General features: G+C 73.9%; 18 protein-coding genes. 8 read left to right on the top strand and 10 right to left on the bottom strand.

Features of this window, described 5'->3' with window-relative positions:
* Positions 1-13 precede the first annotated feature (13 nt).
* Positions 14-703 carry a ScbR family autoregulator-binding transcription factor gene (locus J2S46_RS40740; protein ID WP_191294473.1) on the bottom strand — a complete coding sequence of 230 codons (690 nt, stop codon included), beginning with the start codon at positions 701-703 and terminating at the stop codon, positions 14-16.
* Between the two features lie 243 nt (positions 704-946).
* Between J2S46_RS40740 and J2S46_RS40735 the strand changes: the two genes are divergently transcribed.
* Positions 947-2,461, top strand: coding sequence for a ScbA/BarX family gamma-butyrolactone biosynthesis protein (locus tag J2S46_RS40735; protein ID WP_307353180.1), 1,515 nt, complete (start codon positions 947-949; stop codon positions 2,459-2,461).
* Here the strand turns inward: J2S46_RS40735 and J2S46_RS40730 are convergent.
* On the bottom strand, positions 2,368-2,937 hold the full coding sequence (locus J2S46_RS40730; protein WP_191294863.1) for a TetR family transcriptional regulator: 570 nt from the start codon (positions 2,935-2,937) through the stop codon (positions 2,368-2,370). The genes J2S46_RS40735 and J2S46_RS40730 overlap by 94 nt on opposite strands.
* Positions 2,938-3,005: 68 nt before the next feature.
* On the opposite strand from J2S46_RS40730, the gene J2S46_RS40725 reads away from it, so the two are divergent.
* A complete protein-coding gene (locus J2S46_RS40725) occupies positions 3,006-4,319 on the top strand; it encodes an acyl-CoA dehydrogenase family protein (protein ID WP_191294862.1) in 1,314 nt (437 codons plus the stop codon).
* A 1,635-nt stretch (positions 4,320-5,954) separates the two neighbouring features.
* Here J2S46_RS40725 and J2S46_RS40720 read toward each other — a convergent pair.
* The 5 genes from J2S46_RS40720 to J2S46_RS40700 form a co-directional block, all read right to left on the bottom strand.
* On the bottom strand, positions 5,955-6,386 hold the full coding sequence (locus J2S46_RS40720; protein ID WP_191294365.1) for a MerR family transcriptional regulator: 432 nt from the start codon (positions 6,384-6,386) through the stop codon (positions 5,955-5,957).
* Between the two features lie 2,096 nt (positions 6,387-8,482).
* Positions 8,483-9,913 carry an MFS transporter gene (locus J2S46_RS40715; protein ID WP_229913373.1) on the bottom strand — a complete coding sequence of 477 codons (1,431 nt, stop codon included), beginning with the start codon at positions 9,911-9,913 and terminating at the stop codon, positions 8,483-8,485.
* 59 nt (positions 9,914-9,972) lie between these two features.
* Positions 9,973-10,287 carry a tautomerase family protein gene (locus J2S46_RS40710; protein WP_191294366.1) on the bottom strand — a complete coding sequence of 105 codons (315 nt, stop codon included), beginning with the start codon at positions 10,285-10,287 and terminating at the stop codon, positions 9,973-9,975.
* Between the two features lie 278 nt (positions 10,288-10,565).
* Positions 10,566-11,369, bottom strand: a complete 804-nt coding sequence (locus J2S46_RS40705; RefSeq protein WP_191294367.1) for an SDR family oxidoreductase — start codon at positions 11,367-11,369, stop codon at positions 10,566-10,568.
* Positions 11,370-11,754: 385 nt separating this feature from the next.
* Entirely contained in the window at positions 11,755-12,360 is a 606-nt protein-coding gene (locus tag J2S46_RS40700; protein ID WP_191294368.1) for a TetR/AcrR family transcriptional regulator, read from the bottom strand.
* A gap of 266 nt (positions 12,361-12,626) precedes the next feature.
* On the opposite strand from J2S46_RS40700, the gene J2S46_RS40695 reads away from it, so the two are divergent.
* The 4 genes from J2S46_RS40695 to J2S46_RS40680 all read left to right on the top strand — a co-directional run bounded on the left by J2S46_RS40695 (position 12,627) and on the right by J2S46_RS40680 (position 16,921).
* Entirely contained in the window at positions 12,627-13,391 is a 765-nt protein-coding gene (locus tag J2S46_RS40695) for an AfsA-related hotdog domain-containing protein (protein ID WP_191294369.1), read from the top strand.
* 264 nt (positions 13,392-13,655) lie between these two features.
* Complete coding sequence (locus J2S46_RS40690; RefSeq protein WP_191294370.1) at positions 13,656-14,282, top strand: hypothetical protein; 627 nt, start codon at positions 13,656-13,658, stop codon at positions 14,280-14,282.
* A gap of 147 nt (positions 14,283-14,429) precedes the next feature.
* Positions 14,430-15,395, top strand: a complete 966-nt coding sequence (locus tag J2S46_RS40685) for a hypothetical protein (RefSeq protein ID WP_229913374.1) — start codon at positions 14,430-14,432, stop codon at positions 15,393-15,395.
* A 461-nt stretch (positions 15,396-15,856) separates the two neighbouring features.
* On the top strand, positions 15,857-16,921 hold the full coding sequence (locus J2S46_RS40680) for a 3-oxoacyl-ACP synthase III family protein (protein ID WP_191294371.1): 1,065 nt from the start codon (positions 15,857-15,859) through the stop codon (positions 16,919-16,921).
* A gap of 230 nt (positions 16,922-17,151) precedes the next feature.
* Here J2S46_RS40680 and J2S46_RS40675 read toward each other — a convergent pair whose 3' ends face one another.
* Positions 17,152-18,063, bottom strand: coding sequence for an HAD family hydrolase (locus tag J2S46_RS40675; RefSeq protein WP_229913375.1), 912 nt, complete (start codon positions 18,061-18,063; stop codon positions 17,152-17,154).
* Positions 18,064-18,567: 504 nt separating this feature from the next.
* Here J2S46_RS40675 and J2S46_RS40670 point away from each other — a divergent pair.
* Together J2S46_RS40670 and J2S46_RS40665 are read left to right on the top strand one after the other, a co-directional pair.
* Positions 18,568-20,082, top strand: a complete 1,515-nt coding sequence (locus tag J2S46_RS40670; RefSeq protein ID WP_191294393.1) for an acyl-CoA carboxylase subunit beta — start codon at positions 18,568-18,570, stop codon at positions 20,080-20,082.
* Positions 20,079-20,294 carry an acyl-CoA carboxylase subunit epsilon gene (locus J2S46_RS40665; RefSeq protein ID WP_191294372.1) on the top strand — a complete coding sequence of 72 codons (216 nt, stop codon included), beginning with the start codon at positions 20,079-20,081 and terminating at the stop codon, positions 20,292-20,294. The genes J2S46_RS40670 and J2S46_RS40665 overlap by 4 nt, the downstream gene beginning before the upstream one ends.
* Positions 20,295-20,423: 129 nt before the next feature.
* Here J2S46_RS40665 and J2S46_RS40660 read toward each other — a convergent pair whose 3' ends face one another.
* Together J2S46_RS40660 and J2S46_RS40655 are read right to left on the bottom strand one after the other, a co-directional pair.
* Entirely contained in the window at positions 20,424-21,065 is a 642-nt protein-coding gene (locus J2S46_RS40660) for a hypothetical protein (RefSeq protein ID WP_191294373.1), read from the bottom strand.
* A gap of 297 nt (positions 21,066-21,362) precedes the next feature.
* Positions 21,363-21,971: an isochorismatase family protein gene (locus J2S46_RS40655; protein WP_191294374.1), complete on the bottom strand. Its 609-nt coding sequence runs from the start codon at positions 21,969-21,971 to the stop codon at positions 21,363-21,365.
* Positions 21,972-22,072: the final 101 nt, after the last annotated feature.

Here is a 22,072-nt window from a genome sequence, read left to right as displayed (position 1 = left end):
GTGGTGGGTTGGGTCAGGTGGTGGGTGGGGTGGTGGGGAGGATGGTGGTGAGGATTTCTTGGACGCGTTGGGTGATGTCGGTGCGGTTGGTGAGGATCCAGGAGATGTGTTGGGCGCCGAAGAAGGCGGAGATGAGGACGCGGGCGGTGGTGTGGGGGTCGAGGGTGGTGGTGTGGGGGTTGGGGGTGGTGCTGTTGGTGGGGGTGGTGTTGTTGGGGGTGTGGGTGGCTTGGGTGAGCCAGTCGGTGATGGTGCGGGTGTAGCCGATGTAGGGGGTGGGGAGGTCGGTGGCGATGAGGGAGCGTTCGATCTGGAGGCGGGCGCCGGCTTGGATGACGAGGTCGTCGCGGAAGGCGATGGCGGTGCGGGTGAGGAGTTGGGTGACGGCGTCGAGGGGGTGGAGGTTTTGTCGGGCGACGTCGTCGGTGAGGTTGTTGAGGGTTTGGTAGAACTCGTCGGCGACGGCGCGGGCGAGGGCTTCTTTGTTGGGGTAGTGGAAGTAGACGGCGCCTTTGGTCATGCCGGCGAGTTGGGCGACGTCGAGGACGGTGACGGCGGGGAAGCCTTTGGTGGCGAAGGCGTGGGCTGCGGCGCCGAGGATCTGGGCGCGGGTGCGTAGGGCGCGTTCCTGGGTGAGGCCGGCTCGTCCGTGTTCGGTGGTGGGGTTGACTGCGCGGGGGCGTTCGCCGTTCGCCGGTGTCATGGTGTCCTCGTGTTCTGTGCGGGCCGTTCGGGGGTGGCCGGGTGGGTGGTGCACCTTGAAATATACCTTCTCGGAGGTATATTTGCTGTCGCGTCGGTGGTCCGGTGCCGGCGGTCGGACATGTCAGTGGTCTGTCAAATGGGGGAACGTCGATGTCGCAACCTGCCGTGACCGTCATACCTGCACAGCGTCGTTCGGCTGCCGCGTCGGTGGTGTCCGGGGGGGTCGAGGGGGTGGGGGGGTTTGAGTTTTCAGCAGCCGATCCCGCGGGATCTGGTGCATCGGGCTTCGGTGGCGGAGGTGTTCGTGACCGATGCGGTGGAGCTGGGTGGGGATCGTTTCCTGGTGGCTGCGCAGTGGCCGCGTGATCATGCGATGTATCACCCTGACGCGGGCGGGTTGGGTGATCCGATGTTGTTCGCCGAGACGATTCGTCAGGCGTTGGTCTTCCTGGCGCACCGTTATCACGCGGTTCCGTTGACGCATCGTTTCATCGGTTGTGACATGGACTTCGAGATCACTGATCCGCAGGCTCTGCGGGTGGGTGCGGCGCCGGCGCCGGTGGTGCTGGAGGTGTGTTGGGGTGCCGGTTCCCCGCAGCGGCACGGTATGCGGGTGGAGGTGCAGTTGGTGGTGGGTGGGCGGCGTTGCGGGCGTGGGAGCCTGCGGGTGATCGCGGTGGACGGCAAGCGGTACGCGATGCTGCGCGGGCGGGCGGCCGCGGCGGCGGCCGGGGGCGTTCGCCGGCCGGTGCCGGTGCGTGGTCGTGTGCGGCGGATGCCGGCGGCGGCGGTGGGTCGCCTGCGCGCCAAGGACAGCGTGCTGGTGCGTGCGGCGGGGCAGTGGGAGCTGGCGTTGGACCTCGATCACGCGATCCTCTTCGATCACCCGAGCGACCATGTGCCGTTGATGGCGATGCTGGAGGGCTTCCGCCAGCTCGGCCACCACCTGCTCACCACCCCCGCCCCCCGCACCGCCGGGGAGGGCCCATCCACGCCCGACACTCGTTCCGCGTCCGAGGGCCCTTTCGCGTCCGAGGGCGGTGCCGCGCCCGCCTCCCACACCGTCGGGAAGGGCTCTTCCGCGCCCGAGGGCGGTGCCGCGCCCGACGGCCGCACCGTCGGGGAGGGCGGTATCGCGTCCGAGGGCGGTGCCGCGCCGGACGGTCGTGCCGCGTCCGCGTCCCGTGGCGTCGAGGAGGGCGGTGCCGCGTCCGACGGCGGTATCGCGCCCGAGGGTCGTTCCGCGTCCGAGGGCGGTGCCGCGCCTGCCTCCCGCATCGTCGGGGAGGGCCTTTCCCCGTCCGAGGGCCGTTGCGCGTCCGGCATCGTCGGGGAGGGCGGTATCGCGTCCGAGGGCGGTGCCGTGCCGGAGGGTGGTGTTGTGTCGGGGTCCCGTGGTTTTGCGGGGGGTGGTGTTGCGCGGGGTGGTTGTTCCGTGGGGGAGGGTGGTGCCGTCGGGGTGGGGGTGGGGGTGCGGCCGGTGTTGTTGTCGCTTTCCACGGTCTGTCTGGCTTTCGGTGAGTTGGACCGTCCGGTGAGGTTGGTCGTGCGGGAGGACGGTGCGGGTGCTGGGGGGGTGCGTCGGTTGCGTATCGATGCGTTGCAGGGTTCCTCGACGCTGGCGACCTCGGTGGGTGTGTGGGCGTTGGTGGTGTCGGGTGGTCATCCGGTCGAGGGTGAGCGTGGGGCGAGTGCGTCCCAGATGGCTTGCACCCTGGTGGACATTCCGGAGCGTTGGAGGGTCGGCGCGGTGTAGTAGGCGCCGACCAGGACGACGATCAGCAGGTCGGCCAGCGCGGCGGGTTCCGTCTGGCCGGCCGCTTCCAGCAGTTGCAGTGCCCGGCGGTGCAGTTCTTCGAGGAAGGGCGGGGTCCGGTCGCTGTCGAGGGCGGCGTCGACGGTCAGTCGTAGGGCGGCGTTGATCTGGATGTCGGATTCGACGGCGCGGGCGACGGTGAGGGCCAGTTCCTGCAGGTCGGCCATGGGGTCGGGGTGGGGGTGGGTGGTCGGGTCGCCGGGGTGGGGGAGGAGTTCGTCGAGCAGGGCGACCAGTGCGGCGGCGATCTCGGCCTTGGAGTCGAAGTGTCCGTAGAGGGCGCCCTTGGTGAGGTTCATGCGCTGGGCGATGCGCAGGAGGCTGGCGTCGGCGTAGCCGTGGCGGGCGAACTCGGTGCCGGCTTCCTGCAGGGCCCGTTGGTAGGTGAGGCGGGCTCGGGCCTGTTGTTTGCTCATCGGGTGTCCCCCCGGGTCGGTTGTGGTGTGACATCCCCATCAACGATACCTTCGTGAAGGAATGTTATATGCGTGTTGATCTGCTCGGCCATGCCGCCGTCGTCGCCGCCCGGCATGCGGGGCGTGCGGAGCGTGAGCGGCGGTTGGCCGGTGAGACGGTCCGGGCGTTGGTGGACGCCGGTTTCGCGCGGCATTTCGTGTCCCGGGCCCGGGGTGGTGCGGAGGGCGGCTTCGCCGAGTTGGTGCACCGCAGTGCGCGGTTGGCGGAGCGGGGGTGCCCGAGTGCGGCGTGGTGCGCGGCGCTGCTGGCCGCCCACGGGCGCATCGCCTCCTACCTGCCCGCGCGGGGCCGGGACGAGGTGTGGGCGCAGGGGCCCGATGCGAGGATCGCCGCGGCGCTCTTCCCGCCCGCCGGTACCGCTGTGCCCGCCGCGGGTGGTGGTCTGCTGCTGAGCGGGTACTGGAAGTGCGCCAGCGGCGTGGACTTCGCCGACTGGGTCCTGCTCGCGGCCCCGCAGGAGCCGGGCGGGGGTGCCCTGGTGCTGGCGGTGCCGGCCCGTGACCTCACCGTCCTCGACACCTGGGACAGCCCGGGGTTGCGCGGCACCGGCAGCAACTCCGTCCTCGCCGAGTCCGTCCACGTCCCGCACCATCGCACCTTCCTCCTCGCCGACCTGATGGCCGGACGCCCCGGCGCCGGCCGTTCCCGCTGTCACGGCGCGCCCGCGCACCTGGCCGGCGCCCTGATGTTCGCCGCCCCCGCCCTGGGCGCCGCCACCCGCGCCCTGCACCTGTGGACCCGCCGGGCCGCACCCGACACCGCCCACGCACCCGACACCCCCCGCGCCCCCGACACCGCAGACACGGCCGACAGGGCCGGCACCGCAGACACGGCCGACACGGCCGGCACCGCAGACACGGCCGACACGGCCCGCACCGCCGACACCGCCGACACGGCCGACACGGCCCGCACCGTCGGTGCTGCGGGCACGGCGGGCATCGCCGGTACTACCGGCACGGCCGGTACTGCGGGCGCCGCCGGCATCGCCGATACCCTCGCCCGTGCCTCGGGCGAGATCGACACCGCCGGGCTGCTGCTCACCGAGGCCGCCCGCCGCGCCGACACCGAACCGGTCACCGAGCACCTGGTGGCCCGCAACCGACGCGACGCCGTCCTCGCCGTGACCCTGCTGGCCACCGCCGTCCGACGCCTGGCCGACACCACCGACCCCCACGAGGAACGCCCGGTCGAGGACCTTCACGGCGCCACCCTGCTGCGCCTGTGCCGGGACGTGACGACGGTCGCCTCCCACGGGGCCCTGCGGATGGGACCCGCCGCCGAGGCCTTCGCCGCCGCCGTCCTGCGGCCGGCCGCACCCTGACCGCACCGGCACCGGCACCGGCAGCCGGCCGCCACGCGTTCGTTCGTGCATCCGTGGGTGCCCGCGAAGGTGCGAGCGTGCCGAGGTTGCTGGGGGATTGGAAGGGTTCCGGGGCTGCGCACCTGCCGCTCGCCGCACGCGTTCGCGCGTCCGTGGGTGGGTGCTCGCGTGGGTGCGAGGGTGCTGAGGTTGGTGGGGGTTGGAAGGGGTGCCGGGGTTGGGTGCCGGTGCCGCACCGCACCGGTGGCCGCTCGTGCGCCCGCGGTCGTCGGCCGCGTCCGTGGGTGGGTGCTCGCGTGGGTGCGAGCGTGCTGAGGTTGGTGGGGGTTGGAAGGGGTGCCGTGGTTGGGTGCCGGTGCCGCACCGCACCGGTGGCCGCTCGTGCGCCCGCGGTCGTCGGCCGCGTCCGTGGGTGGGTGCCCGCGTAGGTGCGAGCGTGCCGGGGTGTTGGGTCGTTGGAGGGTTCGGGTGCGCGTGCGCGTGCCCGTTGCCGCCTGCGCCTCGGTATACCGGTGGGGGTGTGCCGGTGAGCGGGTGGGCGAACGTGTCCGGGGTGCTGGGTCGTTGGAGGGGTCCGGTCGGCGCGCACATCCGCAGCCGTCCGCCGGGTGTCCGTGCGGCCGCGCCCGCGCGCCCCGTGGGCGGGTGGGTGTGCGCAGGGGAGCATGGATGTCGGAGGGGCCGGGTCCACGCGCAGCCGCCGTGTGTCCACGTGGGCGTGGGCGGGTGGGCGAGCGAACGTGGCCCGGATGTATGGGTGTTGGGGCGGTGCGGGCCGGTGTGCACCCACGCGATCTTGTTGCGCGCCTTCGCGCCGGTGGGTGGGCGGCGCGCGCCCGGGGGGGGGGGGGGGGGGGGGCAGGGCGGGTTGGAGGGATCCGTGCCTGTGTGCGGCCGCTGCCCGTTGGTGTGTCCGGGGGTGTGTGCGGCCGCTGCCCGTTGGTGTGTCCGGGGGTGTGTGCCGCTGAACGGGCGGGCGTGCCCGGGGGGTGGGGATGCCGCAGGGGTCCGGGTTCGCGGGTGCGCGTGGCCGGCCGCCGCGTGCCTGCGGATCCGTGCCGGCGCGTCCGTGAGCGGGTGGGCGAACGTGCCCAGGGTGCGGGGCCGTTGGGTGGGCCGGGGGCCGGGTGCGCCGGCGTACGTGTACGTACCCGATCCGTGCCCGCACCCGCACCCGCACCCGTACCCGTCCCGGGCCGGGCAGGCCGGACGCGTGCGGGTACGGGTGCTTGGGTGCGCACGGACACGTACGCGTACGTGTGGACCGGCGGGCACGGGGAGCTGACCGCTCCCGACCGCCCGCCGCACCCTGGACCCCGCCGCACCCTGGACCGCCCGCCGCACCCTGGACCCCGCCGCACCCTGGACCGGGCGCCGCGCGCCGGATCCGGGCGGCCCGGTGCCTTCGTGGCGCGCCGGGTCGGGTTGTGGTCCGGTTCCGTGCTGTGCGCGGTTCCGGTCGGTGCTGCGGTGGTGTGTGCTGTGTCCGGGTTGCCGGGTTGCCGGGTTGCCGGGTTGCCGGGTTGCCGGGTTGCCGGGTCCGGTTGTGCGGTCCCGGTCCCGGGCCCGGTTCCGGTTCTGCTGGTGCTGTGGTGTGGGCCTGTGCTGTGGTGTGGTGGTCGGGTTGTGGTGGGTTCAGCTTGTTTCGGTGCATGGGGATCCGGTGGTGAGGGCGGTGCGCTTCTTGTCGTAGAAGTCGATCTGCCAGTCGAGGTAGTGGACGGTGGCGGCGAGTTCCTCGGCGTGGGCGAGGACGCGGCGGCGGTGGCCGGCGAGCAGGTCGCGTCGTTCGCCGACGGTGTGGTCGCCGGCCTGGGCGAGTTCGACGTAGCGGCCCATTTCCTGGACCGGCATTCCGGTGGAGCGCAGGCGGTTGAGGAATTCCAGCCAGCGCAGGTTGGAGGCGGAGTAGACGCGTTGGCCGCCGGGTTCGCGCGAGACGGAGTCGATGAGTCCCAGTTCCTCGTACCACAGGAGGTCCTCGGAGGAGAGGCCGCTGATCCGTTCGACCTCGACGGGGGAGAAGGTCTCGGCGCGGCGGGTGGTGGCGGACAGGGGCGTGGTCACGGTGGCAACCCTTCGTAAGGCGGCAGGGGAGGGGAGGGGCGGTACTGCTGAGGGGGGTTCAGGGGCCTCGCCGCGCCGCCCGGCGGCGGCTTCGTCCGCGTCGTGCGCGGGGCCGTCCTGTCCGGCCCCCGGGGGCGGCGGACGGTGCGGAGCGGGGCCGCGGGGCAGATGTTCCAGAGCCCGGACGAGTTCGGCCCGCCGGTTGTAGGCGCGGACCTTCTCCCGCAGTGCGAGCGCGGTCATGTGCTGTCCATCCATCGCTTCACACCGCAATAATACCTTCGCGAAGGTATTATTGCGGTGTGATTGGCGTCACACTCCCATCCTGTCCCGGGTCCGGATCCCCGCCGGTGGCGGCCGGATCCGGACCGGTGGCTTCCGCACCGCCCACAGCCGCCGGGCCCCGCCCGCGCTCGAGCTCCCGCCGCCCGCGGACGTGTCCGTGCGGCTCACGGCCGCGCCGCCTGTACGCCCCTTCGCCGGTGCCGCCCTTGCCGTCGCTGTGCCACCACTTCCGGCGGCCTGTGTCCTGCCGCCTGAGGTCGTGTCCGTGCGGCTCACGGCCGCGCCCCCGAATGGCGATCCGCGCATGCCGGCAGCCCTGACGTCAGCCTCTGCTGCCCGCGGACGTGTTGTCCGTGCTGCTCCCGGCCGTGCCGTTGGTGGCGCCCGTGCCGGCGGCCTGTGTTCCTGCCCGGCGACGGCCCGTATGCCTGCCATCTGCCGTCTGCGGCGCGGAGGCCCGCGTGCCGGTGGCCCCGGGGCCTTGGTGCCTGCGGATCCGGCGCCTGCGGATCCGCTGCCCGCGCCGGCTGTGGCGCCGGTGCCGACGGCCGACGGTCCGTCACCCGTTCTGCCGGGCGGCGGCCCCCGCGCAAGCCCGCTGCTCACGGCCGCGCCCCGGTGGCGCCCGTGCCGCCGGCCCCCGGGCCGCCACCCGGCCGCCTCCGGCGGCGGACCGCAGGACGGCCGCCCGGCGGGCGGGCCCCTGTCGCCTGAGGTTGTGTTCGTGCTGCTCATGGCCGCGCCCCGGTGGCACCCGCGCCCCGGTGGCACCCGTGCCGCCGGCCCCCGGGCCGCCACCCGCCCACCCGCCCCCGGCGGCGGCCCGCAGGACGGCCGCCCGGGTGGGCGGGCCCCTGCCGCCAGCGGACGTGTCCGTGCGGCTTACGGCCGTGTCGGTGGTTTCGCTGCGCCGGGGCGGCCTGTGTTCCTGCCGTCTGCGGCCCGGTGGTCCGTGTGCCGGTGGCCCCGTGGCCTTGGCGCCCCGCGGATCCGCTGCCCGCGCCGGCTGTGGCGCCGGTGCCGTCGGCCGACGGTCCGTCATCTGTTCTGCCGGGCGGCGGCCCGCGTGCCTGCCGCTTGCGGTCGGTCCCCTGCCGCCCGAGGTCGTGTTCGTGCTGCTCGCGGCTGTACCGCCCGCGGCGCCTGTCCGTCCGGCCCGGGGGCCGCCCCCGTGCCTGCCGGGCGGCGGCCCGCGTGGGCCGGCCCCCTGCGGTCGAGGTCCTGTTGCCGGCGGTCGTGCCGTGTTGATCGCCTCGGTGCCTCGGTACCTCGGTACCGTCGGGCTGCTGCTGCTGCTGCTGCTCCTCCTCCGCCGCAGTGCCCCCGCCGCAGTGCCCCTGGTGCCGTGTCTCTGGTGCGGGTGGCGTGGGTGCGTGCGCGGCGGTGGCCTGCATGCCGGTTGGTTGCTGGGGGTGGTGTTTGTGCTGCTTGCATGTGTGCCGCCGGTGCCGGCCGGTGTTCTCGCGGGTGCGCGGCTCGCATGCCCGTCGTCGGTCGTCTGCTGTCCGTGGCGCGGGGGGCGGGGTGTCTGCGGCTTTGCGGTCTGGGTGCCCTGCGGATCGGCTGCCCGTGCCGGGCGGGCGGTGTCGGGGGTGTCGTCGGGCTGTGTTCTTACGGACCTGCGGGCCGCAGGGCCGGCGCCCTGCGGCCCGCAGGTCCGCGGTCCGGTGGTCGTGTTCGTGTTGCCCGCCGCGGTGCCGGCGGTGCGGGTGGCACCGGCGGTGTGGGGGTGCAGGGTGAAGGGGGCCGGGTCCCTTGCTCTGCACCCCCAGGTGCGCGGCGGGCCCGGCCCCCTCGCTGGGGGTGGGGGGTCAGGTGGTGGTTTTGGTGGACTTGGGGAGCAGGACCAGGGTTGCTGCGGCGGTTGCCGCGAGCATGGCGCCGGAGATCACGAGGCTGACTGTCAGGCCGTGCTGGAAGGAGGTCTGTTCGGCGATCAGTGCGCCGAACACGGCGATGGCCAGGCAGCCGCCGACCTGTCGGCAGGTGTTCAGTACCGCGGCGGCGGTGCCGGCCCATTCCGCGGCGACGCTCTCCAGCAGTACGGCGGTCAGCGAGGGCACCGCGAGTCCGCCGCCGATGCCCACCGGGACGAGCAGCAGGACCGGCACCAGGACCGGGGTGTGGGGGCCGACCAGGAGCAGGACCAGTGCGCCGGCGCCCATGATGAGTTGGCCGAGGACCATCGGCACCCGCGGTCCGGTGCGGGCCGACAGCTTGACGCTCGCCATGTTCACCACCGCGATCAGTCCGCACATCGGCACGAACATCGCTCCGGCGCTGACCGCGGACTCCCCGCGCATCTGCTGGAAGTACAGGCCGAACAGGAAGATGACCCCGTAGAAGACCGCGTTCAGGGCGAATCCGGCCGCCACGCAGACCACCACCGTGCGTGAGCGCAGCAGTCCCAGCGGGACCATGGGCTGTGCCCGGCGGGCCTGGCCGACCAGGAACAGGACCAGGGCGACGGCGGAGACGGCCAGGGTGGCGAGGATCTGCGGGGAGCTGAAGCCGTCGCGTCCGCCTTCGATGACGGCGTAGGTCAGGCTCGCGAGGCCGACCACGATCGACAGCTGGCCGAAGAGGTCCAGGGGGGCGGCGCGGCGCGGGGAGCGGGGGATGCGGGCGAGCAGGGCCAGGCCCACCGCGCCCACCGGGATGTTGAGGAAGAAGATGGACTGCCAGTTCCAGGCCGTGGTCAGGGCGCCGCCGGCGACCGGGCCGATGGCCACCGCCACCGCGCCGGCGGCCGTCCAGATCGCCACCGCCCGGGCCCGCTTGCCCGGGTCGGTGTAGCTCTGGCGGATCAGGGCCAGCGAGGTGGGCACCATGATGGCGGCGGCCGCGCCCTGCACCATGCGGGCGCCGATCAGCGCGCCCAGGCCAGGGGCCAGGCCGCAGGCCGCGGAGGCGAGCGTGAAGGCGCCCAGGCCCACCGCGTAGGCGCGGTTGGCGCCGATGCGGTCCGCCGCGGCGCCGGCCGACAGCATCAGCGCGGCGAACATCAGGGTGTAGCCGTCGACGACCCACTGCAGGGCCGTCATGTCGCCGCTGAGGCTGTGCGCGATGGCCGGCAGCGCGACGTTGACCACCGAGCCGTCCAGCGAGATCACGAAGAAGCTCAGCAGCGCGGCCGCCAGTACCAGGTGCGGCGAGGAGGGACGGGAGGGACGGCGGGGCTCGTCGGCCCCGGCGGGGGCGGGCGCGGGGGAGCGCGTACCGCGGGTGATGGTCATGGCCATCGGGACAACTCCAGGGAGAAGGGTGACGGACGGGGAGGAGGAGCGGGAAGGGGCGGGCACTACACCGACACGGCGCCGGCCACGACCCCCGGGCCGGCCACGACCCCGGGGCCGGCGGCGCCGGTGGTGTCCGTGGCGGGGCCGGTGGTGTCGGCGGGGCGGGTGCGGCGGCGGCTGAGCTCGGGGAAGCCGGGGTCGGTGCCGAGCACGCCGCCCTCGCCCCAGCGGTTCTGCGCGATCTCCTGGATGAACACGGTGATCTTGTCGAAGGGGGCGCCGGTGACCCGGTTGACGGTCAGGGTCAACTCCTCGATCAGCTCACGGCACTTCTCGTCGCTCTGGTTGGGCCAGGTGGTCACGTTCACGATCGGCACGGCGGAATCCTGTCTGTACGGGAGCGGGACGGGGGAAGGAGGAAGCGGCAAGCACGCACGAGGCGCACCGGACCCGCGGGACCTGCGATGCACGACGTACGGGACCTGCGCCGTGCGGGACCTGCGGTGTGCGCCGTGCGGTGCGCGGGAGGCGGCGGATGCGCCGTGCGGGGCGCGCGGTGCGCGGGAGGCGGCGGATGCGCCGGGCCGTGCGGCACGAACGGGTACGGCGCGCGGGGTACCGCGCGGGGCGCGCGGTGCGGGGTGCGGGGCGCGCGTCACAGCGCGCGGCAGGCACCGCCGTCGATGGTCACCGCGGCACCGGTGATCTGCGCCGCGGCGGGGGAGAGCAGGAACGCCACCAGCTGCGCGACGTCCGCCGGGCGGGTCAGGACCCCCAGCGGCGTCTGCGCCACGACCTGGGCGGTGACCTCCTCGGCGGTGGCGCCGTGACGCTCGGCCAGCTCCTTGGCGGTCTGCGTCCACAGCCCGGTGTCCACCGCGCCCGGGTCCACCACGTTCACCCGGATGCCGCTGCGCCCCAGGTCGGCGGAGACGGCCTTGGCGAAGGCGGCCAGGCCGGCGTTGACGGTGCTGTTGACGGGGAAGAGCGGGTCGGGGGTGCTGCGGAAGGCGCCGCCGACCAGGACGATCCGGCCGCCGCCGGTGGCGGTCATCGGGGCGGCGACGGCCCGGGTGAGGCGCACGGCGCCCATCAGCTTGCTGTTCAGGGTGGTCTGCCACATGTCGTCGGTGGCCTCGGCCAGCGGGGCGACCGGGCCGTCGCCGGCGGCGTGGACCAGGGCGTCGATGCGGCCCAGTTCGGCGGCTAGCTCGGCCACCGTGGTGTCGACCGCGCGCCGGCGGTTGATGTCCACCACCCGGGTCAGGAGCAGGTGCTCGGCGCCGCCGGCCTCGGCGATGTTCTCGCGGGCGGCCTTCAGGCGTTCGGGGTCCCGTCCGAGCAGCACCACCGTGGCCCCGGACCGGCTGAGCTCCTCGGCCACGGCACTGCCTATTCCGCCGGTCGCGCCGCTCACCAGCACGACCGGGGAGATCTCCGCGGGACGGTCAGAGGTCATCACTGCATCCTTTGTTCACGACGATCAGTCAGAAGGAGGCCGCAACTCGCCCTGTTCAGAAGGGCCTTCGCCTCGAAGGAGGCGGGGCGGCCTGACAACCACGACGGTAGCCGAGGACCACCCCCCATGGCAACCATCTAGTTGGTTTTCGTGTGGGGGTGTGCTCCGGGAACGCGAAAGCCCGGCCGGTACGCATCGAGGGGAGGCGTTCGGGCCGGGCGCTTCGGGGGGGGCGGTCGACGGGACGTGGACGGTGAGGCTCGGGGGTGGCGCTGGGGCCGGGGCCGGCGGTGGGGTCGGGGCCGGCGGTGGGGTCGGCGGTCGCCGGCGGGGGCGGGGTGGGGTCGTGCGGCGTCGCGCGGGGGGAGGGGGGAGGGGGTCGGGGTCAGACCGTCCCGCGCAGGGCGTTGTCGATGATGACGTGGCCGGCCGCGGCGACGCTGGCGCGCAGCAGGGTCCAGCTGGCCTCGGAGTCGTGGTCGGGGCCGAGCATCAGTCGGCGTTGCTGGGGGACGATGAAGGGCCAGGAGGCCAGGCCGATCAGGGAGATGAGCACCCGGGCGGCGGCGGTGGGGTCGTCGATGCCGAGGGCGACCGAGAGTGCGGCGGTCTTGTGGGTGTAGTAGGTCTCGCGTTCCTTCTCGTTGGGGATGGGGCGGTCGCGGTAGAGCAGGCCCTCCCAGGCGAGCAGTCGTACGAGGTCGCCGGAGCGGCGGTGGTAGTCGAACACCTCGCCGACGTACTCGCGCAGTCCCTGTTCGGAGGTGGGGATCGGGACCTGCTCGCCCATGTGCTCGTACACCCGGGTGAGGACGGCGGAGAAGAGCGTCTCCTTGTTGCCGAAGTAGGCGTAGATCCGCTGCTTGTTGACCCCGGACCGCTCCGCGATCCGGTCGACCCGCGCTCCCGCGAGGCCGTGCTCCGAGAACTCCTCCTGGGCGGCCTCGAGCAGCTTGCCGCGGGTCTCCTGGGCTTTGGCGCTGACTGTCATGAGGGAAGGCTAGCCGATCGGCAACCAACTGGATGGTTCAGAAAAACCAACTAGATGGTTGCGCTGTTCGGCGGATCTGTTCTAACGTTCTTTCAGCAGGACGCGGCGAGCCGGACAAAGAACCTCAACTCCGGCCGCCGGCAAGCAGATCAGCCGCCCTGCCCGCCCCCGCCGAACCGGCCCGGGGACCGCGCCGCAGCAGCGCAGCCAGCCACCCCCTCACGCGGCCCGCCCGTCCCGCGGCCCGCCACGCCAAGGAGAGACCCATGTCGGCCCAGCCCCGCACCGTCCTGCTCGTCGGCGACCGCTTCGCCGGATTCGCCGTCCACGAGGGGGTGTTCACCATCTCGCAGTTCACCCGGCAGCTGCCGCTGCTCGCCGCTGCGCCCGGCCGCACCCAGGTGCTGGCCGGCCAGGGCATCACGGCCGCCCGCTGGCAGGAGCTGCGCGAGGAGGCCGACCGGCACGGCCTGGGCGAGCGCCTGGAGCTGCGCCGGTTCGAGACGGCGCTCTCCCCGCGCGGGGAGGCCCACAAGCACCAGAGCCAGAACACCCTGATCGCGGACCTGCGCCGGGAGCAGGAGGGCCGCTTCGTGGCGGCCCTGCGCCTGCACGACGACAACGAACTGCTGCTGGACCACCAGACCGGTCAGCACGTGCAGGGCATGGTGGCCGTGGAGGCCGCCCGCCAGATGTTCCTCGCGGTCAGCGAGCGCTACTACGCCAGCCGCCACCCGGAGCGTTCCTACTACTACGTGATCGACTCCATGAACACCTCCTTCGAGAACTTCCTCTTCCCGCTGGAGGCCACCATCGAGTTCGTCACCCTGCGCGCCGAGGTCGCCGACCCCGAGCGGCTCTCCTTCGCCGCCGACATCAGCGTCCACCAGGCCGGCCGGCGCGCCGCGCTGACCTCCGTCACCTACACCGCCTTCGAGCCGGCGCTCATCGAGTCCAAGGAGACCCGCCGCGCCCGCTTCGCGGTCGACCACACGGTGTCCGCCACCGCCCAGGTCCTGCTCGCCGCCTGAGCCCGGGCCGCCCGGGCCCCGCACGCCGGTAGTCCGCACGCCGGTAGTCCGTACGCCGGTAGTCCGTACGCCGGTACCCGGCACCCGACGGCCCCCGCACCCGCACGGCCCGCTGCCGTGCCCGACGTTCCCGCACCTCGCTGTCCCGCACCTGGCTGTCCCGCACTCCGCTGTCCCGTCGTACGGCTTTCCCGTCGCACGGTTTCCCCGTATCCCGGGGCCTTCCCTTCCTTTCCCGTACACCGAACCCGCAAGGAGACCACCATGTCCAGCGCCCTGATCACCGTCACCGAGCTGTCCGTCAAGCCCGACCAGGTCGAGGCCGCGGCCGCCGCCTGGCTCGCCCACCACGCCGCCTCCGGCTTCGAGGGCCGCATCCTCTACCGCGGTCTGGAGGACTCCACGCTGCTGGAGCTGGCCCCGCTGGCCGGCTACGACCAGATCGAGTCCCTGCGCAAGGACTGGCGCGAGCTGTGGGACGTGGTCGGCCCGATGGCCGAGAGCGACTTCAGCCGGCAGATGCTGCACTTCGTGGAGGCTCCCAAGCCCAGTGCCGACCCGCTGCCGAACACCGCGTACATCCAGATGCGCCACGTCGAGGTCCCGCCCACCGCCTACCGGGCCTACCGCGCCTGGCGTGAGGAGACCATCTTCGACGTGGTCCGCAACGCTCCCGAGGTCGACTACTTCGAGGCGTACCACTCGGTGCTCAGCAGCGAGCCGGGCGTCATGTTCGTCTCCGGCTTCTCCTGCGAGCCGAAGGACTACACGGCCGTCTTCACCTCCCCGCGCTACCAGGAGATCGTCCGCCAGGCCGGCGACTCGTACATCACCGGCGGCGACCGCGGCCTCTACACCCGCCTGTACGCCCGCCTGACCCCGGCCGCCTGATCCGTCCGCGTCCCGCACCGTCGCGCACCTTCCCGTACGGGACGCGGACGGCGGCGCCCGCCGCGCCCTGCCCGCCACCGGCCCCGTGCCGTCCGCGTCCCGTCCCCACCCGCCACCGGTGCAGGACCCTCCCGAAGGACCACCGTCATGACCACCGTCACCAGCCCCACCCCCACCACCACCACGGCCACCTCCCCGACCACCTCCCCGACCACCGTGACGACCGCCGCTGTCCTCGCCGTCCCGGGCCCGCCGGGCGGCGCGGCGCCGGTCACCGAGCGCACCTACGACCTCAGCGTCACCACCCAGGGGCCGCTCTACCCGCCGAGCGAGATCGTCGACGAGAACGGCGACTTCGTCGTCATCGGGCGGATCAACCGGCCGGGCCCGGACGGCGGCACGAGCGCCCACTGGGGCAGCGCCGTGGTCTCCGCCGACAGTCCGGTGCCGCCCTTCGGCCAGCACCTGCCGTACACGATTGTCCGTGAGCTCCCGGAGGCGCTGGCCCCCGAGGACGCGGCGACGGCGCTCTACACCCTGCCGCTGCCGCTGCCGTGCAACAACTACAACATGCTGTTCGCCCCCGACCAGCGGCCCGACGCGCACGCCGTGGAGCGTCCGAGCTTCCCGCTGCACCAGGCGCCCATCCCCGACGCCCGCTTCGAGGACGGCCTCAAGGTGCGCGAGCCGATCCGGCTCGGGCAGTGGGTCAAGGCCCGCGGGCAGTTGGAGGTCTCGCTGTCCGCCGACCGGCGCAGCGCGCACTTCTCCTTCGCCTTCACCGGGCTGATCCCCGACAGCCTCTACACCGTGATGTCGCTGCGCGAGCACGACCTGGACCCGGACGGTCCCACCCGCCCCGGCCCGCTCGGCATCCCCAACGCCTTCATGAGTGACCAGATGGGCATGGCGCACTACCGGGCCACCTTGCCCAACCCCTTCCCCGAGGCCGGCTCGCCGGGCGCCAACCGCGTGATCAACGTGATCGTGCTGTGGATGAGCTACCAGCAGAACTACGGCGGCGCGATCGGGCACTTCGGCCTCGGCGGGGACATCCACGCCCAGCTGAAGCTGCAGGGCCCCAGCTTCGCCGAGTTCACCACGATCGCCTGACCGCCCGCCCCGGCCGCCCGGCCCGACCCGGCCACCGGCCGCCCGGCCCGACCCGGCCACCGGCCACCCGGCCCGACCCGGCCACCGGCCACCCGTCCGACCGGCCACCCGTCCGACCGCCCGCCGCCCGGCGGCCGCCCCCACCGGCCCGGGCCGCACCTGCCCGCACCTGTCCGCCGGGCCCCGCACCTGTCCGCCGGGCCCCGCACCTCCCCGCGGGGCCCGCACCACCCACCCCCGCACCACCCCTGACCACCCACCCCCGCACCCATCCCCGAAACCCGCACCCACCCCCGCACCCGAAACCCTCACCCAACTCCCCGCCCTGCAGCTGTACTTCCCGCACCCCTGCACCTTCCTGCAGATCCGACAGGACACCGCCCGGAACGCCATCGCGCAGGTACCACCCCATCAGCCGTGCCCGGCCCCCGTGGCCGGCCGACATCCCAACGGAGCGCCGTATGAACGACCAGCACGCCATCGGCATCATCAGCACCGGTTCCTACCTTCCGGCCAACGTCGTCGACAACGAGGAGGTCGCCCGCCGGGCCGGGGTCACGGCGCAGTGGATCGAGCGCAAGACCGGTATCCGTCAGCGGCGCCGGGCCGCCTCCTTCGAGGCGACCTCCGACCTGGCGGCCGCGGCCGCCAGGTGCGCGCTGGCGCAGGCGGGCCTGGACCCGGAGCGGATATCGCTGATCCTGGTCGCGACCTCGACGCCCGACCATCCGCAGCCGGCGACCGCGAGCATCGTGCAGTCCCTGATCGGCGCCCGCAACGCCGCCGCCTTCGACGTCAACGCGGTCTGCAGCGGTTTCGTCTTCGCGCTGACCGCCGCGGAGCGGATGCTGCGGGCCGAGCCGGATGACTCCTACGCGCTGGTGATCGGCGCCGACGTGTACTCGCGGATCCTGGACCACTCCGACAGCAAGACGGCGATCCTCTTCGGGGACGGCGCCGGCGCGGTGGTGCTGGGCCGGGTGCCGGCCGGCCAGGGCACGCTGTCGAGCAGTCTGCTGACCAGAGGCGACCAGCACGGCCTGATCAGCGTGCCGGCCGGCGGCAGCCGGCGTCCGGCCTCGGCGACCACCCTCGCCGAGGGCGGCCACTTCTTCCGGATGGACGGCCGCGGGGTGCGCGGCTTCGTCCAGGAGAACCTGCCGCAGGCGGTGCGGGCACTGCTGGACAAGGCCGGCACGGGCGCCGAGGAGGTCGACCACTTCGTCCCGCACCAGGCCAACGGCGTCATGCTGGGCGAGGTCTGGCCGGACCTGGGCCTGGACGCGGCCACCTGCCACCTCACCCTGGAGCGCCTGGGCAACACCGGGGCCGCCTCGATCCCCATCACCCTGGACCTGGTGCACCGCCAGGGCGCCTTCGCCGAGGACGAACTGCTGCTGATCTCCGGGTTCGGCGGCGGCATGTCGGTGGGCTCGGTGCTCCTGCGCTGGGCCGCCACCACCCACGCCAGGCCCTCCGGCGCCGAGCGCCACGAGGGCGCCCTCGAACTCGTCCTGGCGGGCTGAGCGGTGAGCGCCGCCGAGGCCCGGGGCACAGCCCCGCCCCAGCTGCCCGAGGACTGGGAGGACGATGAGCCGAACATCTTCCGGAGCGTCAACTGAACGCCGTGCGGGGGGTGTCGAACGGAGAAACCTCCGTTCGACACCCCCCGCACCGCGTGGCCGCCGAACCGGCCGCCCGCAGGGCCCCCGGACCAGGCGCCCGCACCGCGTGGCCGCCGCTCCGGGCGGCCGGGTCACAGGCAGCCGTGACCGCAGGCCTCCGCCCCGGCCAGTCCCGCGCCCATCGACCAGCAGGCCACCGCGCAGCCGGGCACCGTCTCCCGGGAACCGGAACCGGGGTTCGCCACCGCAGCCACCCCAGCCACCCCAGCCGCCCCGTCCGTCGCCGTCGCCGTCGCCGGGCGGCCCTCGCCGGTCCCGTCCGGAGCGGTCCCGTCCGGGGCTGCGCCGTAGGGGACGGGCTGCGCGCGCCGGCCCAGGCGCTCCAGCAGCTGCGCGTCGCCGCCCACCACCCGGGGGTGGCCGACGCACTCCAGCATCGGCAGGTCGGAGATGTGGTCCCCGAAGGCGAAGCACTGCGCCGGGTCCACCCCGGGGTGGAAGGCCAGCAGGTCCAGCACCGCCGCGCGTTTGCCGGCCCCGATCATCGGGCGCACCACCTCGCCCGTGTAGCGGCCCCGCTCCACCAGCGGCTCGGTGGCCAGCGTGTACGCCGCGCCGACCGCCCGGGCCAGCGGCGCCAGGCAGGGCGAGAACGAACCGGAGACCAGCACCAGCGCCGCCCCGGCCGCGCGGTGGCGGCGCAGCGCGGCGAGCGTGGCGGGGACGAAGAAGTCCGGCTCGGCGGACCGTTCGGCGAACCACTGCTCCCCGAGGGCGGCCAGTTCACCGGCGTCCTCCCCGGCGTGCAGGCGGTAGTAGGCCCGGTTGACCTCCTCCCGGGGCACGCCGGCCTCGCCCTGGGCCCGCAGCTGCTCGCGGATCAGCCGGTAGCGGGCCTCGCCCTCGGCTCCGAAGCGCCGGGTCAGCTGGAAGCGCAGGAAGTCGAACATGCTCTTGCAGGTGATGAGTGTCTCGTCCACGTCGCTGAAGACCAGGTAGGCGGGCTGTTGGAGGGTCAGCTCCGGGTGTGCCACAAGGCTCATGGGGGTGTCGTCCTCTCCGCTTCGGGATAAAGATTCCTTCGGGAAGGAATCTTATTTGCTGCCATCATGGCCCACCCGCCCCGCCCGGTCCAGCCCGAAATCCCGCCCCGTCCGGCCCGGGGGAGTGGCCGGCCCATAAAACATACCTTCACGGAGGTATGAAAATGTGTCAGGATGGCCGCCCGGACCCCAGGGCAGGGCCCGGGACCACCGCCGCCCCAGGAGGGAACACCCATGACCGTGCTCCAGGAGATGCCGCTGCCACCCGCGCCTCCCACCGGCTCCCGCCACCCCGGCCCCCGCACAGGCCCCCACGCCGCCCGCCCGGCCCCGCCCGAACCCCCGTCGCCGCTGCCCCCGTCGCCCGAGCTCGTGGCGCCCGAACCCCCGTCGCCGCTGCCGCCGTCGCCCGAGCTCGTGGCGCCCGTACCCCCGTCGCCGCTGCCGCCGTCGCCCGAGCTCGTGGCGCCCTCGCCCGTGCCGGGGCCGCCCGACCTGGCGGCGATGCGCCGCGCGGCCCAGGACGGCCCCTCGCCCGCCGCCACCGAGGCCCAGCACGCCAAGGGCAAACTGACCGCCCGTGAGCGGATCGACCTGCTCCTGGACGAGGGCTCCTTCCGCGAGGTGGAGCCGCTGCGCCGCCACCGGGCCACCGGCTTCGGCCTGGAGGCGAAGCGGCCCTGGACGGACGGGGTGGTGACGGGCTGGGGCACCGTGCACGGGCGGACGGTGTTCGTCTACGCGCACGACTTCCGGATCTTCGGCGGTGCGCTGGGCGAGGCCCACGCGCAGAAGATCCACAAGGTCATGGACCTGGCGCTCGCGGCCGGCGCCCCGCTGGTGTCGCTGAACGACGGCGCCGGCGCCCGGATCCAGGAGGGCGTCACCGCGCTCGCCGGGTACGGCGGCATCTTCCAGCGCAACACCCGGGCCTCCGGGGTGATCCCGCAGATCTCGGTGATGCTCGGGCCCTGCGCGGGCGGCGCCGCCTACTCGCCGGCGCTGACCGACTTCGTGTTCATGGTGCGCGGCATCGCGCAGATGTTCATCACCGGCCCGGACGTGGTGCAGGCCGTCACCGGCGAGAGGATCAGCCAGAACGGCCTCGGCGGCGCCGACGTCCACTCCACCGTCTCCGGGGTCTCGCACTTCGCCTACGACGACGAGCACAGCTGCCTGGAGGACGTCCGCCACCTGCTCTCGCTGCTGCCGGCCAACAACCGCGAACTGCCTCCCGCCGAGCCGGCCCAGGACCGGGCCGACCGCCGCTGCGAGGCGCTGGCGACGCTGGTGCCCGCCGACGCCGGCCGCGCCTACGACATGCGCGCGGTGATCGAGGAGATCGTCGACGACGGCGACCTCTTCGAGATCCAGCCCGGCTGGGCCGGCAACGTGCTGTGCGTGCTGGCCCGCCTGGACGGCCACGTCACCGGCATCGTCGCCAACCAGCCGCAGGCCCTGGCCGGGGTGCTGGACATCCACGCCTCGGAGAAGGCCGCGCGCTTCGTCCAGATGTGCGACGCCTTCAACATCCCGCTGGTCACCCTGGTCGACGTCCCCGGCTTCCTGCCCGGCGTCGACCAGGAGCACGAGGGCATCATCCGCCACGGCGCCAAGCTCCTCTACGCGTACTGCAACGCCACCGTCCCGCGCGTCCAGGTCATCCTGCGCAAGGCCTACGGCGGCGCCTACATCGTGATGGACTCCCGCTCCATCGGCGCGGACCTCTCCTACGCCTGGCCCACCAACGAGATCGCCGTGATGGGCGCCGAGGGCGCGGCCGGCGTCATCTTCCGCCGCGACATCGAGGCCGCCGACGACCCCGGGGCGATGCGCGCCCGGAAGATCGAGGAGTACAGGAGCGAACTGATGCACCCGTACTACGCGGCCGAACGCGGCCTCGTCGACGACGTCATCGACCCCGCCGACACCCGCCGCGTCCTCGTCGACGCCCTGGCCATGCTCCGCACCAAGCACGCCGACCTGCCCACCCGCAAGCACGGGAACCAGCCCACATGACCCTCCCCGACCACCCCGGGCACCCCGCCGCCGCCCTGCACGTCCTGCACGGCGACCCCGACCCCCTCGAACTCGCCGTCCTCACCGCGGTGCTGCTCGCCGCCCGCCGCACCCGGCAGACCCCCGCCCCGCGCGCCGGCGCCCGCCCGCAGGCCGCCTGGCGCCCGCCCGCCCCCAGCCACCGCCGCCCCTCCTGGAAGACCCCGCCGTGAGCACCGGGCCGCCGCCCCCGCGCCCGCCGCGCGCCCCGGCCCGTGCCGTGCCGTGCCGTGCCGTGCGCAGTCTTCGTCGACCGCGGGAGCGGGCCCCCTACGCTGCTGCTCCCGCGCCACTGCTCCTGTCTACTGCTCCTGCGCTACGGCCGGCGCGGGCAGGTCGAGAGCCCGGGCGAGGGCGGCGGTGACGGGAGCCCGGTGGCCGGGCAGGTGCTGCCCGACCCAGTCGGCGGCCGACGTGAGGAAGTCGGTGAGGTCGCGCTCGGCACCGGCGAGCAGGTGGCGCAGTTCGGCCAGGGACAGTTCGATCACCGGACTGTCGCTCCGCCCGGCGTCGACCGTGAGCCGGACGGCGTCGCCGAAGCGCTCCGCGACCGGTGACACGGGTTCGTGGCCGAAGCCGAGCAGGCCGCCGCTGTCGAGGAGCCTGCGCCAGTCGCGCCAGTCCTCCAGTCCGTCGCAGCAGCCGGGCAGGAACGTGATGCCGGTGGAGTCGTCGCTCACCCGCAGGCCGCCGGCCGCGAAGAGGTCGTCGAAGGTCAGCAGTCCGTGGAGGAAGGAGGCGAGCGGGTCCAACGGCCGGGGCGGGCGTTCGCCGTCGGGGTCGACGTCGTTGCAAGCGGCGATGCGCATCACCGCCGTCCCGACCTCGGCGGGCGACAGTTCGCCGCTGAGGGGCAGGAAGCCGAACGGCTCGCTCTCCGCCACCGGCCAGAGGTCGAAGCCTTCAGTGGTGGTGATCTCCAGGACGGGCTGCATCACGATCATCCGCCGAAGTGTCCCGCATCCTCCGCCCGTGACGCCTCCCGAATGCGCCGGGCGTCCGGTCCTTGCCGAGCCCGAACCGGCCCGGCAGCCGAGCGCCTTCGGCCGTAGCGCCCCGGGCGGACACAGGTGCGCGCCGACATTCCGCCGTGAGCACCGGGCCGCCGCCCCCGCGCCCGCCGCGCGCCCCGGCGGGGGCGGCGGCCGGGCACGGGGCCGACGGCGGGTCAGGGGCCGTTGAACAGGGGGCCGCTGGTCAGGGGCCCGCTGTTCCGGGGCGGCCGGTCAGAGGGCGGCCGGTCAGGGGGCGGTGAGGAGGTCCTCGACGGTGGCGGCGACGGTGCCGAACAGGTCGGCGACGGTGGTCAGGGCGGCGCTCTGCAGCACGGCGGCGGCAAGGACGGTGCCGTCGGGGGCGGCCAGCGAGCGGGTGGCGGTGGCCTCGGCCACCACGGTGGGCCGGTAGCCGGCGGTGAAGGCGCCCTGGGCGGTGAAGGCGACGCACATGTGCGTCATGAAGCCGGCCAGCACCAGCTCGCTCCCGGCCCCCACCGCGCGCAGGGTCTTCTCCAGCTCCGTGTCGCGGAAGGCGTCCGGGAACTGCTTGACCACCACCGGCTCCCCCTCGGCCGGGGCGACCTCGGGGCTGATCGCGCCGATCTGCGCCCGGATGTCGTAGGGGGTGCCCGCACCGCCGTCGTTGACGACGTGCACCACCGGCACGCCGGCGGCCCGGGCGGCGGCCAGCAGCCGGGCGCCGGCCGCCAGCGCCTGCTCGGCGCCCTCCAGGGCCATCACCCCGCCGCGGTAGGTCTCCTGGAAATCGATCAGGACGAGGGTGGCGCCGGCCAGCCGCGGCAGCCGGTTGTCGAGGCCGATCACGTCACGCAGGGTCGTGGAGACGGTCATCAGGGATTCCTTCCGGAAGGGGGACGAGGGCACGGCGAAGCCGCGCCGGGCACGGGTGTGCCGAGGGCAGGAGGTTCGGGGACGTGCCGGGCCCGGACGTG

This window comes from Kitasatospora herbaricolor, assembly GCF_030813695.1.
GTDB classification, from domain to species: domain Bacteria; phylum Actinomycetota; class Actinomycetes; order Streptomycetales; family Streptomycetaceae; genus Kitasatospora; species Kitasatospora herbaricolor.
Note: the sequence above shows the minus strand (reverse complement) of the source record. Positions and strands in the feature narration are given on the sequence as shown.